The 17,731-nt window shown below is 57.2% G+C and carries 7 protein-coding genes and 1 pseudogene; 5 read left to right on the forward strand and 3 right to left on the reverse strand.

From position 1 onward, the window contains the following. Nucleotides 1-15: 15 nt before the first annotated feature. A complete protein-coding gene (locus KGJ62_01435) occupies nucleotides 16-456 on the reverse strand; it encodes a hypothetical protein (GenBank protein MDE2125234.1) in 441 nt (146 codons plus the stop codon). A gap of 327 nt (nucleotides 457-783) precedes the next feature. Between KGJ62_01435 and KGJ62_01440 the strand changes: the two genes are divergently transcribed. Beyond that, on the forward strand, nucleotides 784-1,509 hold the full coding sequence (locus KGJ62_01440) for a prepilin-type N-terminal cleavage/methylation domain-containing protein (protein ID MDE2125235.1): 726 nt from the start codon (nucleotides 784-786) through the stop codon (nucleotides 1,507-1,509). Between the two features lies 1 nt (nucleotide 1,510). Here the strand turns inward: KGJ62_01440 and KGJ62_01445 are convergent. After that, nucleotides 1,511-3,035, reverse strand: a pseudogene (locus KGJ62_01445) (SAM-dependent DNA methyltransferase). Between the two features lie 137 nt (nucleotides 3,036-3,172). On the opposite strand from KGJ62_01445, the gene KGJ62_01450 reads away from it, so the two are divergent. The 3 genes from KGJ62_01450 (at nucleotide 3,173) to KGJ62_01460 (ending at nucleotide 14,052) form a co-directional block, all read left to right on the forward strand. Continuing rightward, entirely contained in the window at nucleotides 3,173-7,162 is a 3,990-nt protein-coding gene (locus KGJ62_01450; protein ID MDE2125236.1) for an NERD domain-containing protein, read from the forward strand. Between the two features lie 14 nt (nucleotides 7,163-7,176). Continuing rightward, nucleotides 7,177-8,499 (forward strand): hypothetical protein, encoded by a 1,323-nt coding sequence (locus KGJ62_01455; protein ID MDE2125237.1) that lies wholly within the window; start codon nucleotides 7,177-7,179, stop codon nucleotides 8,497-8,499. Between the two features lie 429 nt (nucleotides 8,500-8,928). Continuing rightward, nucleotides 8,929-14,052, forward strand: coding sequence for a type IV secretion system DNA-binding domain-containing protein (locus tag KGJ62_01460; protein ID MDE2125238.1), 5,124 nt, complete (start codon nucleotides 8,929-8,931; stop codon nucleotides 14,050-14,052). 910 nt (nucleotides 14,053-14,962) lie between these two features. Here KGJ62_01460 and KGJ62_01465 read toward each other — a convergent pair. Continuing rightward, nucleotides 14,963-17,230 (reverse strand): DEAD/DEAH box helicase family protein, encoded by a 2,268-nt coding sequence (locus KGJ62_01465; protein ID MDE2125239.1) that lies wholly within the window; start codon nucleotides 17,228-17,230, stop codon nucleotides 14,963-14,965. A gap of 30 nt (nucleotides 17,231-17,260) precedes the next feature. Here KGJ62_01465 and KGJ62_01470 point away from each other — a divergent pair, with 30 nt between their 5' ends. Next, nucleotides 17,261-17,554: a hypothetical protein gene (locus KGJ62_01470; protein MDE2125240.1), complete on the forward strand. Its 294-nt coding sequence runs from the start codon at nucleotides 17,261-17,263 to the stop codon at nucleotides 17,552-17,554. Nucleotides 17,555-17,731 lie beyond the last annotated feature (177 nt).

The raw sequence follows: 17,731 nt of genomic DNA on the forward strand, positions 1-17,731 counted from the left end.
CCGCGTCTGGCTGCTTCAGCCGCGCAGGGCGGTTACCGACCGGCCGCGAAGCGGGTACAGTTTAGATGGGATGCAGGCATGAGCGTGACGCTCGGCCGCGTTCCGCCAACCGCTCTCAAACGGCATGTTCGGGCCGATTGCCCAATGCACGCTTTGCCGGAGGAGAGCGCGATACGCATTGGCGCCGGGACGCGCAATGTTCAGAACCTCCGGCTGTCGCGCCGGTTCGGCCGGCGGCAGATATCGGCGCCGACGACGCGCCGCGCTTTCGCTAGCGCCGCTGCAGCTCAGCATCTGGCTGATCTGGTGGCTGCAGCCACCGTGCACGATAGCGCCGGGCGCTCGAAGCGCGGCCGCGCCAATTCCCGCCATGGCTGCCGCGTGCCGCTGCCCGATGTGCGCGGGTAAGGCGCACTGCTGCTGTGGCATGTCAGCGACGGCCTCCCCGGTCTGCATCGTTGCCTGCTCTCTGCCAGCCGCCACGCCTTTGGCCGTGGAGCGTGCTCCCGCTATCGATTGGCGGCGCCAGAGCCTACCGCCATCGCCGGCACGCCAGGTTGTTTCGTATCTTTTGACCGTTCAGCCAAACAACTATTTCGCTCCTCCCGCGCCACCTCCACGGACCACGTTTCTCTAGCCCGCAGAGGCGTACAGAGAGAACATTGGGCCGCCAGTAACGGGCCGCGCGCGGACTGCCGATCCGGTTGCGAATCGGGCCGACCAGCGCTGCGCCGGGCGCACGCGACCCAGTGCGAACACGCGCGATTATCGAGGAGGAGTTTCATGAAACGACAGGCATTCACGCTCATCGAGCTGTTAGTTGTTATAGCGATTATAGGAATACTGGCGGCTCTGCTGTTGCCGGTATTTGCCGCTGCCCGCGAGAAGGCGCGCACCATTGTGTGCCTCTCCAACTGCCGGCAGACCGGAATGGCGCTCTCCATGTACGTGGAAGACTGGGATGAGAAGTATCCACAGGAGCATCCTACAGCGGCCGATCCCGTGGATCAGGACAGCACCGGCCAGCTGGAGACCATCGACTATGGGTCTCCATTTGCGAAGATCCTGCCGTACGTTGGCAGCCGCTCCGACCGGTCGACGGCCATTTACGTCTGCCCATCGGATCCGGATCCGCACGGCGCCAGGCTGCTGGTCAACGGCCTCTGCCCGGGCGGTGGCGCGCCACCCGGGGGATTGAACAGCTATCTTATCAACGCCTACTACCTCTTCGGCGCCACGCTGGCGCAAATCCCGGATCCCTCGGAGTCGATCTATATCGCGGAACGCAAAGACAGCTTCTGCGATGTCCACTACCATCCGTGGCTGGCCGAGGCCCAGGATCCCACGGGACCTGCAGACACCGTGAACCCCGTGGCAATCGCCGCAGTGCGCCACACCGGCGGGGCAAACTACGTCTACGCCGACGGCCATGCAAAGTGGTCCACCTTCCCGGCAACTCGCGCGCCGTTCGCGGGACACGAGCTCTTTGGCCAGCATCAGGCGTTCTAGATCATGGCGAGGCAGCGCGGACCCATAGGCCGCGTTGTTTGTTCGAGGCGGCTGCACCGGTGCTCGGGCTTCGACAGGCCTGCTGCCGACGCGGCCGCCGAGTTACTATGCCAGGAGCCGTTCGGCGCTCGCCGTAAAGCTGTGCCATCCGGACCGGTAGCTCCTGCGCTTCTGGATGCTCAGCGTACGGCCTCGCAGCCCGCAGGGCGGTGAACTCAATTTCGCCAGCATGTTCGATGACGAAATGATGATCGCGAATGATTCCTTTACCGCCATCCGGTCCAGATCAGTTTTCCAACTCTTGCCGGATGGCGGATTCGAGAGCATGAAGTCGAACTCACCGGTCGGGAAGCCGTCTTGAGAAAGGATCGACCCCAACCGGACGTTCCCGGCTTCTTCACCCTCTCCCTTCAGCAGCAGGTCGGCTTCAGTAATCGCATAAGTCTCGGCGTTTAATTCTTGACCATACAGATTGATCGCCACTTCCTCATCATCGTGACTAGCCAACTCGCGCAGCCGTGCCTCGGCGACGGTCAACATCCCGCGGGTGCCGCAAGCACGGCCATACACCAGGTAGATGCCCGATTCGATCTTTTAAGCGATTGGCAAGAAGATACGGTCAGCCATCAACTTCACTACGTCGCGCAGTGTAAAGTGCTCACCAGCCTCCTCGTTATTCTCTTCGTTACAGCGACGAATTAGCTCCTCGAAATTCGCCCCCATCGCGTGATTGTCGAGTGCCCGCAGGCGGATCGAACCATCCGTATTCATAACTGGCGAGGGACCGAGATTGGTTTCGCGCGCGAGGAACTTCTCAATCAAGCTTCCAAGAATGTCGGCATCACCGAGTGTCGAAATCTGGTTGCGAAACTTGAACTTCTCCAGGATGTCCTGCACATTGGGGGAAAAGCCGTCGAGGTATGCTTCAAAGTCAGCCTTTAGCTGTTGCTCTTTCGCCCGCGCACGTAAATCGCGAAGCGTGAGCGGCGAAGCCTTGTAGAATGCTAGTCCGCAGCCTGTCGGAGTGCTGCGTCGTGATTTGTGATTCCAGAGTCATCGAGCCGGTTGTTCATGTCGAGGACTTGCTGCTTCTTCTCTTCCAAGACGGCATCCAGCCGTCGAATCACCGTCATGGGAAGGATCATGTCGCGGTACTTGCCACGCACGTACACATCCCTCGACACATCGTCTGCAATGCCCCATATGAGGTTTGCGACCCGAGCAAGGTTGCCGTCGCTTATGGCATGCCTTGCCTGAAATGAAGACTTTCGAAATACATACTCGGGACAACCTAGCTCAATCGGAATCACCGGACCATCTAATCTTGGGTCCGGTAGTATTATGCAGGCTGTAAAGGGAGGAATGAGGCAACGACACGGAGTCACATTTTCGCATATACAGCGTATCGTCACTGTTCCCCTCGGTCGGTCCGTAATCCTCCGTGAATTGGCCCTCTCGCTGCTTGGATCGCATCCGCGAATAACCTCCTCACACGCAGCCCCGTGACTCGCAAGCGACCTGGTCATGCCAGTCAAGCAGGATATCCAAGAAACGAATAGAATTGATAACTAGGTTCCCTCCCGCGACCGCCTGTCTGTCGAGGAAGCAAACCATAAAGAGTAGGGCTCTCTCGACTCATGGAGCTACACGTTAGGAGCGATCGGTGGGCGCGAAGCATATTCGTTGTGGAAGGTTCGCGAATCTCAGCGAGCGCGAAGCGACCGAGTGGCTGCTTGCTCGACTTATCGGGTTGGGTACTAAGGACTCATGGGTTCTTCTCTCCAATTTGTCTATTTCCCCTAACTCCTCAAGATTAGCGGACGAACTTGACCTCGTTGTGATTGGTCCGACGGGTATCCACTTAATCGAAGTTAAGCACTGGGATAAGGAATATCTAAAGCGTGACCCCGATCGCATGGTCGATTTCGAGGCAGATAAGCTAAATGACAAAGCCAGACGCCTAAAGGGAGTAGTTAGTGGTCTCCATAAGTTTGACGTAGGCTTTGTCGCGGGCAAGTTGCTGCTGACCAGGGGCGAAGGCGAGAAGTTCCAGGAATCGACCGGGCGACGACGTGTTCGCGGTATTGAAGTGTTCGGACGCCCTGAATGGCGTGCATTACTAGATATAGACGGCACCGCCGCTCTAAGCGATCAACAAGTCACTGCCATTTGCAAATCGCTCCAACCGCTTGCGGGTGCAGCATTGGATGAGTCCTTGCACACATTCATGGACTACGGTGAACTCACACCTCTGCCATCTCCATACGCTCCCTTTCATCAGGTATATCGCGGGCGGCGCAAGCCATCTCGCGATCGAATAGTCCTACACCTTTTCGACCTGTCGGCGAGCCCGGACCGCAACGCTCCTGCGCTTGCTAGGCGCGAGTTCGAGGCTATGCAGAGACTTCAAAAGTCGCCGTGGCTTCCTAGCATCCTCGACTCATTCCAATATGCGCCGGCATATCCTGGTGAGATTGCCTTCTTTTCCTATTTGGATACCGAAGCGGCGAGCCTACGTGAGCGGGCAACAGACACGGCATGGGACTTTTCTGGTCGCCTGCACTCAGCCTTGCGGTGTGTGGATGCTCTATTGAGCCTTCATGAACCAGACGGTATTGCGACAGATGCTCCATTTCTTCATCGGAACCTAAATCCGGATAGCGTTCGTGTTCGTTCAAACGGAGAGCCACTCTTTACGCAGCTTCAATCTGCCCGAATACCTGGTGCTGTGACGGTTGGGCCCGCGTTTGCCACACAGATGTCGGAGCACATTTTTTTTACGGCGCCTGAAATCCGAGAAGCAGGACTTGGGGCCGCGTCCACAGCCTCGGATGTTTACGCCCTTTGTGCAACCCTTTTGGTAGTATTCGAAAGTCTCGATGACCCGCTTGCGCCGCAGGTCTGTGCCACGCTCCAGAACGGTTTGGTAGAGGCTCCGGACGCTAGATGCACGCTCCATTCCTTGCGTGATATGTTGGAGACCATTAAATCACTTACGAATGAGGTGTCAGACGAGGCTCCTGCTGAAAATCAGCTCGAGCCTCCTAGTATTAGCGTTGCCTATTGGGATGAGGACACTGTTCGTCCGCTTCACGGACGCTACTATCGCATCATAACTCGTCTTGGTTCCGGAGGCGTGGGGACTACATTTAAGGTAGTTGAAACCGACCGCACTGGCACTGAAGAGAAAGCAGGTCCCTATGTGGCAAAGGTCTTCACGAATCCGGCGCTCAGTGATGCAGCTATCCGAGCGTATAACCGCGTCCGTGCCAACACGGACGATCCGGCACTTGCGGGAGTTCTAGAGGTTGCGCCGAACTGGAAACCAGACGCGATCTCAGCCCTTCTCCATTGGGTACACGGCGAGTCACTTCACGATCTAATTGGCGTACTTCCAATCCACCTTGAAGACTTAGGGGAGAGCTCGGTTGAGGAGAGTGTGCTTCGTTGGGCATGTGATCTCTGCGAAGGGCTTTCGCGCTTACATCAAGCAGGTTTGGCTCACGGCGATGTGAGCCCACGGAACATAATTGTCAATGGAGGCAGTGTTACGCTCACTGACTATGATCTTGTGGCGGAGAGTGGTAGCCGTCCGCTCGGTGGGACCGCCGCCTATTGTGCCCCAAACGTTGAAACTCGCGTGTCCCTAACTCTCTCCGACGATCTCTTCGCTCTTACCGCCTCGCTGTTTCACGCGCTCTTCGACCGGAGACCATTTGATTACGATGGAGTATCCCAGAAGGGAAGAGGATTGAACTGGGAAGGCATCGTCCGCGACGACTGGCCCCGTCTTTCCAACTTTTTCGACCGCGCGACTGATCCCGACCCCGCGCATCGCTTCTCAGACGCAAGGGACGCGCTCGCTTTCCTGCGAGCACTAACAGTTCCTACATCCAGAAATCCGCACATTCCCACAACCGCCGATCCGACTCAAGTGTGGACCGAACAACATGTTCCATGGCTCGGTCAACTGCTGCAAGGATACCCCGGCTCTCCGCTTCATGGAAATGTTGAAACACGCGGACTGGACAGCGAGTTCGCTCGTGCGACGTACGTAGAAACAGCGCTCGACAAGATGATAGCTGACGAAATCAGGTCGCGTAAGATTAGCTTGGTAATTCTCTGCGGTAACGCAGGAGACGGCAAAACTGCATTCCTTCAGAATTTAGCGGCAAACCTCAGACTTCCACCGGTCGCCTCGGCGCAACGCATATGGAATGAGGTTCTCCCTGATGGACTTCAGCTCTATGCCAACCTCGATGGTTCCGCTGCGTATCAGGGTCGATCAGCCAATAGCCTACTCAATGAACTGTTTGCTCCATTTACAACTCCAGATTTTCCGGTCGCCAGAACACACCTGGTGGCCATTAACGACGGCCCTTTGCTCGCATGGTTGATTGAAGCCGAACGGAGTTACCTGACCGACCAACTTGAAGCAGGTTTGCAGGCTGAGTCGGGTGAAGGGCTAGATTCGCGTATTCGGTTCGTGGACCTCAACGCTCGCTCGCTGGTTGGAGACGGATCATCCTTTAGCGGTGCCCCTCGCACCGAGTTCTTAGGCACACTGATGAGTCGAATGCTTGGCGAAGTTGAAACATGGAAGGCATGTGAGACTTGTTCAGCGCAATCCCGATGCTCGGCGCGGCACTCCGTTCTGTTGCTCCAAGACCCAGAAGTTGGTCTTCTCATTCGCGAACGACTAACGCGAGCTCTTCAGGCTGTTCATCAGCGAGGTGAAATCCACATAACTGCTCGTGAGCTGCGCGCGGCACTTACCTACATCTTTTTCGGCATACATGACTGCGGAGACCTTCACACTGATCCCGCTTTGCAACCTCCAGCGTACTACGATCGAGCATTCGACCCAAACGTACTTCACCGACAGGGCGAGCTTCTTTCTGAACTCCGCGTACTTGACCCCGCCCTTGATACTCAGCCACCTATTGATAGGGAGCTATTGCGGGAGGGAATGGAGGAAGGCAATGGGTTGCCGCTCCGTTCACTACGTCGCCGAGCCTATTTCGAATGGCCCACCGAACGTATTCAGCAAGTGGGGGGAGACGAGTCAGCGCTCACGCTCGCAAGGGGGAGACATCTTGCCACGTTCCTGCGCGCGGCCGCTGGAACGGATGCGGAACGGGCGGAAATATGCATCGACCTTTGTTCGGGCATTGCCCACCTTGAGGCTCTGCCGGCACGGGAGGCCCAATTTGACCTGAAGTTCGTCCCACTCAAGATCACACCGCGCACCCCGACCGAGACGACTTTTTGGATAAATAAACGGCGTGAGCGCTTTAAGCTCTACCCGCGGGCATCGCGCGCCGTTCCGGGGATCGATTCACTTCCGACGCATCTCGTACTTTCGTATGAATTCGAAAACGGCCACAAGGAGGAGCTGATTATTGGTGGCGAGCTTTTCCACTTGCTCTTGGAATTGAAAGAAGGCTACCAGTTGACTGACGCCCAATCGGACGACATATTTGCCAACCTCATGATTTTCAAGCAGCGACTAACGCAGGAAGGAGATCGCGGTCTCTTCGCATCTAATCCTCAACAGGGACATCAGGTTTTCAGCGTGAGAATTGACAGGTGCGACGGGAATCAAAAGATCATTCTGGCGCCTATCAAGCTTCAAGTTGAGGAACGAGACTAATGGGCAGGAGGATTGTGGAGGAGGTTCTAGGCCGCCGTGAAGCCGGTGAACTTTGGGCAACCGGCTATCGCCCGGCATTCCCGCTGACACCCCAGGAATTTACTCTTGGCGGTGTACTCCCTGCAGTCCTCTATATGATGCGCTGGGGTCAACGCAGAGGCAAAGGCAATTTCGAGGAGGTTTACGACAGGCCAGGAGTGGCGGGGAAGAAGGCTGCGATCTTAGATGTTTCGAACGGACTATCGAGTCGATTCGAGTGGTTCAAAGGGTTCGACAACGATGCCGGGCAGGCCATTCTTGGAGACTTATTACTGGCGTACTGTCTTGAGAACCGCCGACACTGTACTGGAAGAGAGGAACAGGTACAGCGCGTTTTTCCAACTCACTACTTCGCAAGTTGGGTAGATTTGCCTCCAAGAGTCGCGCATTTGCGAGGCGTCCCAGAACTCGTAACAACCACTCTTGCCCGGCAATTACACGGCCCGGTGCTAGAACGCAGCCATCGGGGACATTTTGCAGTCGGCCGGGATTTTGACAGTAACCTCCTGCTTAGGATCTTCGGCACTGGTGCCTATATCGAAGGGCAGCCCGACAACCTCAGCTCCGACCGCTTCGATGAATCCGCAGATGTGGGACTAGATCAGCTATTGACAATCCGACTTGCGCAGTCATTGCACGGTGCTCCTACTAAGATGCGCGATGAGAGCCCCGACATCATCAATCAACAGCCAGTCTCCTTGCGCGCCACCGAGACCTTCTACGACGATCTAAACGTCTTCCTTCGCGCGTATGGGACAACGATTCCGCGACAGGCTTTATTGCCAATTCTCGAATCGTACCTAGCTCTTGGTCTCACAAACATTCTCTTTTCCACGCTTAGAATGCTACTTCAGTGGGCGGAGTCGGGCACACTTCCCCCTAAGGCCGACGAGAGCTCCTGGTCCGTGTTTGTCGATTGTTCGATGTCGATGGACTACGATTTGCGGCGAGCATCCGAAGAAAGCATGGATGACCTTGTTCAACGCTTGGGACGTTTGCCTGTTTGCATGATGTGTCTCCGTATACTGGATCAACGCGCCCGCCAGGAGCGTCTCGATGGTTTACCGGAGCCCACACCCGACCCAACAAACAGAGTGAACTACTTAGGAGATTTGCTCTTCGATCGCCTTGAAGCCAGTAGAGATATTGAAAAAGACATTCGACGGACCTGTTTCAAACTCTCGGACGCGTTAAAGGATTCGGGCGAGGATAGCCCCGCGGTCGACCTACTCGATGACGACAACCAGAAGCCGGCATGGCGCCTGGCTGGGCATGGCGCCTGGCTGAGGGTTTGGTAATCATGATGGGTAGCTCAGTGCAATTGGGTCAGTTTAGGAAGTGCTTGGACGCGTCAATGCATGTAGATAACCCAAACGGCCTTGGTCGCAAGCGGACGAGTACAGTCCAAGGCCGTCGGGCTGAACGACGTTCAGTCGTCTTGTCTAACACGGTGTTGGACTTTCTCGTTCACAGGCACCTACGTGGTGCGAACAAGGGGACGCGCCCTCGAAACCTGTCCATGCACGACTTCCTGTCTATTCTACGTCAGCGATACGGCTTTTATGTCGACGAATCCCCACCCGGACTGTCAGTTTCCTCTGACCTTCTTAACAGAAACCGCGCACTATTTGAGCGTCGGCTACGGGATCTCGGATTGTTTGTGGGTGTGAATGATGCTGAAGCGATGAAACGCCTTCGTGCGAGGTTTGACATCGAGGGCACCGACGATGTCTGAAATAACCTCAGAAGGCATGTTGTCTGAAGTGCACACTCGGTCACTGCGCGAAGCTTTTTGCTCGCTCCTCGGATCCCCGTCTGAAGGAACGATGGCTTTCGCGCGATGCCTATCGCCCGAAACAGTCGCGGCTCTGACCGCCATAACCCCACTTGAGATACCGGGATGGGAGGTTTATGGCGTCGTTGGCGAAGATGTAACAGGCGCTCGGCAGATTACCGCCGATCAGGCAATAGACTTGCGCGAGGCTAAACGCGATAGCATTCTGCTACTAGTAGATATTCACTCCGCGGGTGCCGGAATATATGGCATCTATAGCGCTGTTCGTGAAATCGGAGAGCGAGACTTGTTTACGGCTGCCATCGCCGCAACTAAGAAGCTCCTTTCACGAACTGACCGGTCCTTCGCTGAGGAGGCCTGCCGTCGTGGTCGCAGGCTGGGCCGGCTCAACGCCATCTCGCCCTGGCGAGAATTCGATTTTTATGCGTCATGTGCAGGTAACCCATCTTCAATTGGAGCCGAGGTCTCACGACTCGGCCTGTGGCCAATTGCCAATAGAGAAGGTGGTAGCAAGAGTGAGGACCTCGAACGCTCCGCAGTCATTGTGGAACGTCTCCTACTTTCCTCTAGCGCTACACTCACAGCTCGGGCGCGTGTTGACACGCTTCTCTTACCCGCTGAGGACAGGGTTAGGGCAGTAGAGTTGGAGAAGTTTCTCCGTGACACAGACGGGCTCAGATGGACCGATGCGATTTTGCGAGCACGATACCATCCAGCAGTTTGGCTTAACGCGATCAATCCTGGATTTGACAGCCAGCAATTGAAATCAATAGAAATAGTAAGCTGGCGTTCAAGACCCGATGCTGACCCTCTCAAGTGGTCCGGATTACGGTGTGGGCCGGAAGGCGTACTTCAGTTCATTCTAAGCGTGGACGAACGAGAAAGCGAGCAATGTCGCCTAACTGTACGATGGAAGGTGGCCCCTCCCGGTTTGGACGCTGGCGCGATCACTTACAAAATTGCAGTTGTGACAGGACAACGAAGCGAACTTGCTTCACGTGAGGTTAGCCACACCGGCAAGGAAACTCAGCAATGCGTTTTTTCCGGAGCGGACTTTGCCGACCTGGATACCGACGGAAAATGGGAGGTGAAAATCGTTGTCCATCCCGTCGGTGAGTCGGAACCCAGCCCATTCGATGAACGCGATTCATTGCGGTGGAAAGAGAGCGAGGAGTTTATTCTGCAATTTGGTCATTCGGATGATCCTCACGCGGCAGTTGGACTTGGGCGAAGAGTCCGTGCGCTGGTCGAGGAAGCAGTTAAACTCAACCAAGACGAATTCGCTCTTGCGTGCACGACGTCAATCACAGAAGACCGACAAAGCTGCATCGGCTACCGTATAGCAGGGCGAAGCGCGCGCGTCTTTCGACCACCAATGTTAAGAGCCATTGAGGAAGAGTGGTACGCTCGCGATGGCCGCGCTGGCCGATGGCGTGTCCGTGTGCGAGAAGACGGGACACCACTACGACCACCAGAATTCGTCGAAATGTCTCAGCAAGCACTGCAGGATAGTTCGTGGCGCAGAATGGAGGACACCTCTCGTCTGCTTTCGCAACGCGCGAAAGGTCGCGGTGGCTTACTCGGTTTGATACACCATGACAGTGAGCGTACTACAGACTACGTCAATGCGTGGGCGACCGCTTTAGAAGCCGCACTTAGTGCCGGCAGAGAAGACCTGACTCTGGTTCACACGTTGGAAGTTCAGTCACTGGACGGCACGGTACGTGGACTGATCGTATTACCCTCTCATCCACTTCGAATCGCATGGCATCAGGCATATGATGAATTGGGCTATTACATGCGATATCAAGAGAAATTGAAAGCAGCAGAAGTTGTTAAGACACTTCACGAGTTGGACGGCAGCTTCATTCCGGCCTTTTTGCCGGGGCTCAACATGGGCGAGGTTTTCGTATTTGGGGACACACTTGGATTCTACACGGTTGCTATGACGCTCCATGATGAACCGGAGCCGCAAGCCACGATTGCGCTACTTGCTCGCTGCCTCGCCTCTTCCCGCGAGGAGTTTGCCCTGTCAGTTGGATCGACGGCGGCACAAGCTCTTTCGCGCGAGATCACCAAGTACGCTGACCTCCACGATGAATTTGACCCACTGCATATTCATGCACTGCGCCCTGGCGACGGCTTCATGGTGGCTCAGGCACTTGGTCAGACCCTGCGTCCTAATGAACTTTCTGGCAGACCGATCGACGATATCGATGACGAGAGCAATGAAGCCCGTGTTGCGGCCGTACCTACGGGGCGTCTGACCGGTCCGGGTTTTCGCCTCAATCTCTTCCCGAGTGCGGCATCTCGCGATGCGAGCCTATCAGGCCGATTTCTAGCAGAAATCGCTGAGCGAAGACGTGCTGGTGCCGGTGCGGTTCCCGCTGAAGATCGGTGGATGTTGGAGACATATGAGAAAGAGGGTATCACGCAGCCACGATTGAAATGGGCGCGGCGCGATCACTCAGAGCCCCGCGAACCTGCACACCTCGCGTTAGCATTCGACACATTTGACTCAAGCATTGAGACAGTTCCCGTTTCGTCCCTTCATGAAGCGCGACCGCTTGAAGCGTTCGGGATGGTCCCCGGAATCGCCAGGGTTTTCTCATTCCGACCGACACCGACCTGGATCACGATGGTTGCCCCAAATGTTGATGGTGAAAAGCACCCGCACGCCCGAGTTCTCACCGATCGGCTTCTGCGTCTTCACGCCGTTATTCTGCGTCTTGTGGCCGCCAATCTGGGCGGCGGAGTTGATTCTTGGCCGACCCTCAAAACGCATATATCAGCTGATAAAGCGGATTCAGTTCGTCGCCTACACGAGTTGAGCGACTGGGTGGTTACAGTGGACCGGAACGCGGGTATTGAGTACTTCGATGCACCAAAGGAGGCAGGCGACATCTATGAGACCTACGTGATAGATTGCGTCCCGGAGAGACAAGACCTCGACTTCATCCAGCTCGTCACTTCCACAAGCAAGATTGACGAAGTCATGCGGCTCCTGGATCGAGCTCTTGCGGATATGAATCTCAGTAGCAGTCCGCGCAATTGTGCTTTCTTGCTTGATCGACTTAAGGCCATAAGCGGTCGACTTGCGATGCGGTTTTCCAGCCGCGGGTCAGACCGGGGCGAATTGATTTCGCTGGCTCTCTTTGCGGATAACTGTCTCCGGGCAGACGACGACTTAGCGGTATGGCCATCATTGTTCCGTGGGTTTCTAGTTCCGCTTGACGATGTTCGAGACCTACTATTTGGCGACGGCCGCATTCCACAAGGTGAGTTTTATGAGTCAGCAGAACAACCCGGCCACCTACGTGCAGACCTCGTACACATCTCTACTTCACGACGCGGGTTGCTTCAATTTCAGTTTATCGAGGTCAAGTATCGGCGCTTGCTTCGGTCAGCATTGGATCCTGCCCTGCGAGCTTACATCCGGAAACAATTAGGACACACCCGGCAACAATGGATGCAGAGCTATTTTAGCCCGACCCTCAGCCCAACACAGGCCGCAATTCGGCGCAAGAAACTCGCGCGAGCGCTACGCTTCTACGCAGACAAGGCCCGTCGTCACTCACTGAATGAAGAAGGACATAAACGCATTCTCACAGCGATTGACAGGCTTTACCGTTCGGATGCGGAAGTATCGGGTGATGTTCTTGAGGACCGCGGGTACATATTCTGCCCTGAGCGGTCAGGTGGCGCGATGGAGGTGGATTTCGATGGCGCGAGCCGCATTTATCTATTTGGTCACGAAGGAATGCCAGACGCGGTTCCTAGCGCGGCTTTCATACCAATTGCGCCTTCAACGGCCGAACCACTAGTTGCCATTCCACACTCATATGGAATTGGTGATGAAAGCATAGATGCTTCATCTCAGGTCCATGACATGGAAGGAACAAGTGCGAGGGTAGGCCCCGACCATTCCCTCGATTTGGCGCTGCCAGACCATCAGAGTGAGGATTCCGCAGAAATACACCCGCAATCCGACCTCGCCGCTCCTTTCCAGCTTGGTGCAGGGAGTCTGCTGCTCGGAAATGCATTCGTGGGAGGCACACGTGTTAACTGGAACGTCTCTGTTCACAGTAATCCGCATCTGATGATCGTGGGGCAACCTGGCACTGGAAAGACATATTGCCTAGTCCGTCTTTGCCGCCAGCTTCGCAAGTTAGGAATAGCACCTGTCATCTTTGACTTCCACGGCGACATCGAGGAACGACTCGCTTCAGAAGGCGAAACTTTGCGTTTTTCAGACCTGGAGAAGGGAATTGGCTTCAACCCGATGCGCGTTGTCCGAACGGGTGAGAACGCCTGGATAGACAACGTAGCTGATCTTCGCGATATCTTCGCGGCCATTTATCCCGACCTTGGAGATCTGCAAACTCATGAAATCCGCGAAGCGATAAAGGAAAGCTACCGCGAATGTGGCTTTGGCCAATCGACGGGGATGAGCAGTCCCGGTATTCAGGAGCCGCCTAGCTTTCAACGTTTCTATGACATTCTCACCGAAAAGCCGAAACCGAATATCGGTGTCCTCGCTCGCCTCGGCGAGTTAAATGACTATGGCTTTTTCCGCAACACGGATTCTCCTTCGACATTACTCGATACGCGAGATCCAACGATCGTCCGTCTATATCGTACACAGAATGAGGTACTTCAGAACGCGCTGGCCTCGTTCGTGCTGTTCAACCTCTACCAAAACATGTTTCTAAGAGGACCTCAGCACACCCTTACGCATTCAATTCTCTTTGATGAAGCCCATCGGGCGAGCCACCTCAAGCTCATACCAACGATGGCGAAAGAGTGCCGCAAATATGGCCTCGCAATGATCGTGGCATCACAGGAGGCCAAGGATTTCAACGTCTCACTTTTCTCCGCCATTTCAAACTACCTTATACTGCGAGTCACAGAAATCGACGCGAAGTTCCTAGCTCGCACCGTTGGAGCAAATGCGGAAACGCATGCGCTTGCGAGTCGCCTGAAGTCACTTGCAGATCGCACGGCGCTCTTTTTCAGCCCCGGAAAGCGTCCAACTGGAATTGAACTACAGGAGTAGCTGTGTTCAACGACTATTGGTCCATGCAATGAACTAATCCGCCACTGGTCCTTTCCAACTACCAAGCACACGCTGCTTACTTCTTCTCTGTGTACTTTTGTGACAATTTCCGTGATAATGAGTTCTTGCTTGCATCAAACGCAACCAAAGTGTCAACGGGGGCGGGCGGAACACGAGCCGGAGCGCACAGGGCGCTTATCTGCCGCAGCCGAAGTGCTTGACGCCTTTGCGAGCGTAGGTGCGAAAGCGTTCGACCTCACGATCACGTCCGAGCCCGGGAAGAAGATCGGCTACAGGCGCGGCGTCCGCGGTCAGCAGCTCCGCCAAGGTCTGCCGGAGCCGCTTGCGCCCTGCGGTGGCGAGTTCGGCGTCGGCGCCGATCCGACTGCCTCCGGCGCCACTCGGGCGCGGTCATCAGGAACTTCAAGCTCAAGTTATGCCCCGCGTTGCACCGTGATGGCTGCTTGCCATGTCCGGCCGACCAGCGCGGAGACCGTCCGCCCGTGGCTATAACTATGCGGGTTGTTTATGCGGGTTGCACCGTGTCCGCCCTTGCAAACCAAGGCGCGCTCGGTGGTTCGCTTCATCCTCCGATCGAGCCGTCGGAGGCGAGCACGACACGGAACAATTGCGCCCGGTCCGCGCGTGAAATGAAGCAGGCCCTTCTCAAGACAATGGGCAGTACTGGACTTGAACCAGTGACCTCCTCCGTGTGAAGGTGGCCTGGACGCTTGCGCGACTACCACGTACTACTGCCAGCGCCTCTTCACAGCGTTCACGATTCCGCCCCGATTCTCCTCAGGAGACGCGGTCTTTTCCTACACACCGAACGCCTTGTTCCGGGCACACGAAGATACTCGACTGCCGCAGGCTGCCGGAGTTAAGCAACCATGGGTGTGGCGCGCGGCGCCTATTGGTCTGTGACCGATTCTTCGAGGCTCAACTCGTCTTCGCCAGCTGCATCACGCTTCAATGTCGCGAAGTATTGCTCGATGGCTGCGCGGCAGCGCTCCTCGCACGCCTCCCGCTCATCCCGGTCGCGCAGCCGTGCCCAGACTGTACAATTGACCTCATAGAACGCGCGGTCACGGGCGTAGCCGACGAAGTCCATGCGGGAAAACCGGTTGAAAGGGCCGACGTTGATGACCTGCTGCACCTCCGATCTTGTTAGGCCCGCAGGTTCACGCAGCCGCGACATTCCTCGCTCGGCCTCCAGACCGCAGGCGAGCCTGGTCAGGTAGAAACGGTGGAACCGGTCGGCCACGTCGCTCACGCGGGCGCGGCCGTGGTCATCCACGCACTCCAGCAGCGCCAGGAACCACACGGGCTTGTAGGAGTGCGTCATATCCATCGCGGCCAGGAATCGCACGAAGTCGTCATAAAGGGTTTCGTCCGTGACCTCCGCCAGCCCGTACTTCGCCCGTATCTCAGCCACGCGGTCCGCAGCGAAGTAGGGCACCCGGCTGCGGCGGCCAAGCTCCACAACCTCGTCGGCCGGCAGCTCGCCGCGCAGCCATCGGTCCAGCACCCAGCCCTCTGACTTGCGCAGCATCCGCGAGAGCGCGGGTGCGGTGACCATTCCCTCCACGCGCTCCTGCCAGTCGAAGATGTCCACGAGCTGGTAGTCGGTGGCCCACAGGTGGAGCCGTAACTCCTGCGGCAGTGCGCCGTCCTCATCCTGGAACACGCGTGCGCCGGCCCGGTAGCGCGCTTTCCGAAGGAGCCGGTGCAGGCTGAGAGCGCGGTTGTGTCGTGAAAAGACATCCACAAAGTCGAAGACAACGAGGTAGTCCTTGCCGGCGTGACGGCGCATGCCACGGCCGAGCTGCTGCTGGTAGAGCACCTTCGAGAGCGTGGGCCTGCCCATCAGCAGCACTTCCGTTCGCGGCGCATCCCAGCCCTCGTTCAACACGTCGCAGGCACAAAGCACTTGCAGCTTCCCGCGGTCGTACGAATCGAGGACTCTCCGTCGGTCGTCCTTTGCGAGCTGCCCACTGACAGCGGCGGCGGGCACGCCTGCCTCGCGGAACCGCCGTGCCATCTCCTCGGCGTGCGCCAAGCTGACGCAAAAGGTGACTGCACTGCGGCCATGCACGTTCCGGCAGTATGTGTCCACAATCAGGGCGTTGCGCTCCGGCACGGTCACCCGCTGCTCCAGGTCCGCCTGCCGGTAGACCGTGCCGTTGAAGCGCAAGTTCCGAAGATCCACGTTCGTCTCGACGCGGAAGCAGCGAACGTCGCACAGCACTCCCTGTCGCACAGCGGTCTCCAGGTCCATCCGGTGTGCGGCCTCGCGGAAGACCTCCAGCGCACTCAACCCATCGGCGCGGTCTTCCGTGCCCGTCAGGCCCAGCAGGAACTGCGGATCGAAATACCGCACGACGGCTTGGTAGGTTCTGGCCGTGGCATGGTGGGCCTCATCGATCACGATGTAGCCGAAGTGCCGGGCGTCGAAGCGGTTGAGCTGGCCGTGCATCGCCTGGATGGTGCCGACGATCACCTGTGCCCGCTCGTCGCCTCCGTCGCCCAGCCGTGCCCGCGTCGCCTCCGGCCACAGCTCTGCGAATCGAGCGATCGCCTGGTCCACTAGCTCGATTGTGTGCGCCAGGAAGAGGCTGCGCAATCCCATCCGACGGGCATCTTCCACTGCCGTCGTCGTCTTTCCGGCGCCCACAGCGTGTGAGAGGAGGGCGATCTCGTTCCCCTCGCGGCGGAGCGCATCGAGGCTGGCCAGCGCCTCCCTCTGGTGCTCAAACAGCTCGACCAGGGCGCCGCGTTTGCAGGGCAAATGCTCCTGCGGGATGACTAGCCGCACGGGGGCGTCAAGCAGAACGGAAAGGTGCTCGCGAACGCGCTCGGGATCTTTGCCGATCTGCCAGTCGGACCAGCGCAGCACGCGCCAGCCTGCGTGGATCAGGCTATTCTGCCGCACAAGCTGGTCGGCGTAGTCGCCGTGCGCCAGGACAGCAGGGTGGTGGTATGTCTCGCCATCTATCTCAATTGCATAGCGGTCGAGGAGCGATTCAAGGGCGAAGTCGATGAACCGGCTGCGCCCCTCGATGTCCTCATATCCGTACTGCGGCACGAGCTTGGCGGCCGCCGCAGGACCGAACACGTCCTGGAACAGCTCGACGAAGCGCTCTTCTGTACGATATGGAGTGGCAGTACGAGCTGACAATATGGTCCTCGGCAAAGGCTATCGGCGCTGATGCTCGGCCTGTTCGCCATAAGGCGCGACGGCACCTCCGCATTAGCCTCGATGACGCGGCCGGGTAGGTGTCAACACATTCCGTCGCCAATCTCGCGGCTGACCTCGGGCCATCCCTCCGCGGAGGGCCTCCTGCGTACGGAAGACGTGCTGCGCGGGCTATACGATTTGCTGGTAACGTCCAGCCTGCGGGAGCGGCTGGCTCAGCCTCCGGCCGACCTCGTCGCGGGGCTTACGGCGCCGGACGCCGTGGAATCCCGTCTGCCCCGCGTAACGCCAAATGCCAGCAGGTGAGGCAACGTGAAGAGTCATCACTCGTGAGCCAGGACGGGGCGGTTGCGCGCGGAAGTGGGCAACCGCCCCAGTGGTTCCTCGGATCACGGTACATCGAGGCGGCTAATGCAAGGAACCTTGCAGTACCGAAAGCCAATGTAAATGAACGCCAAAGAATCTACATTAGGAAGGCCGTGG

This window comes from Armatimonadota bacterium (assembly GCA_028871815.1).
Classification (GTDB): Bacteria; Armatimonadota; Chthonomonadetes; order Chthonomonadales; family Chthonomonadaceae; genus REEB205.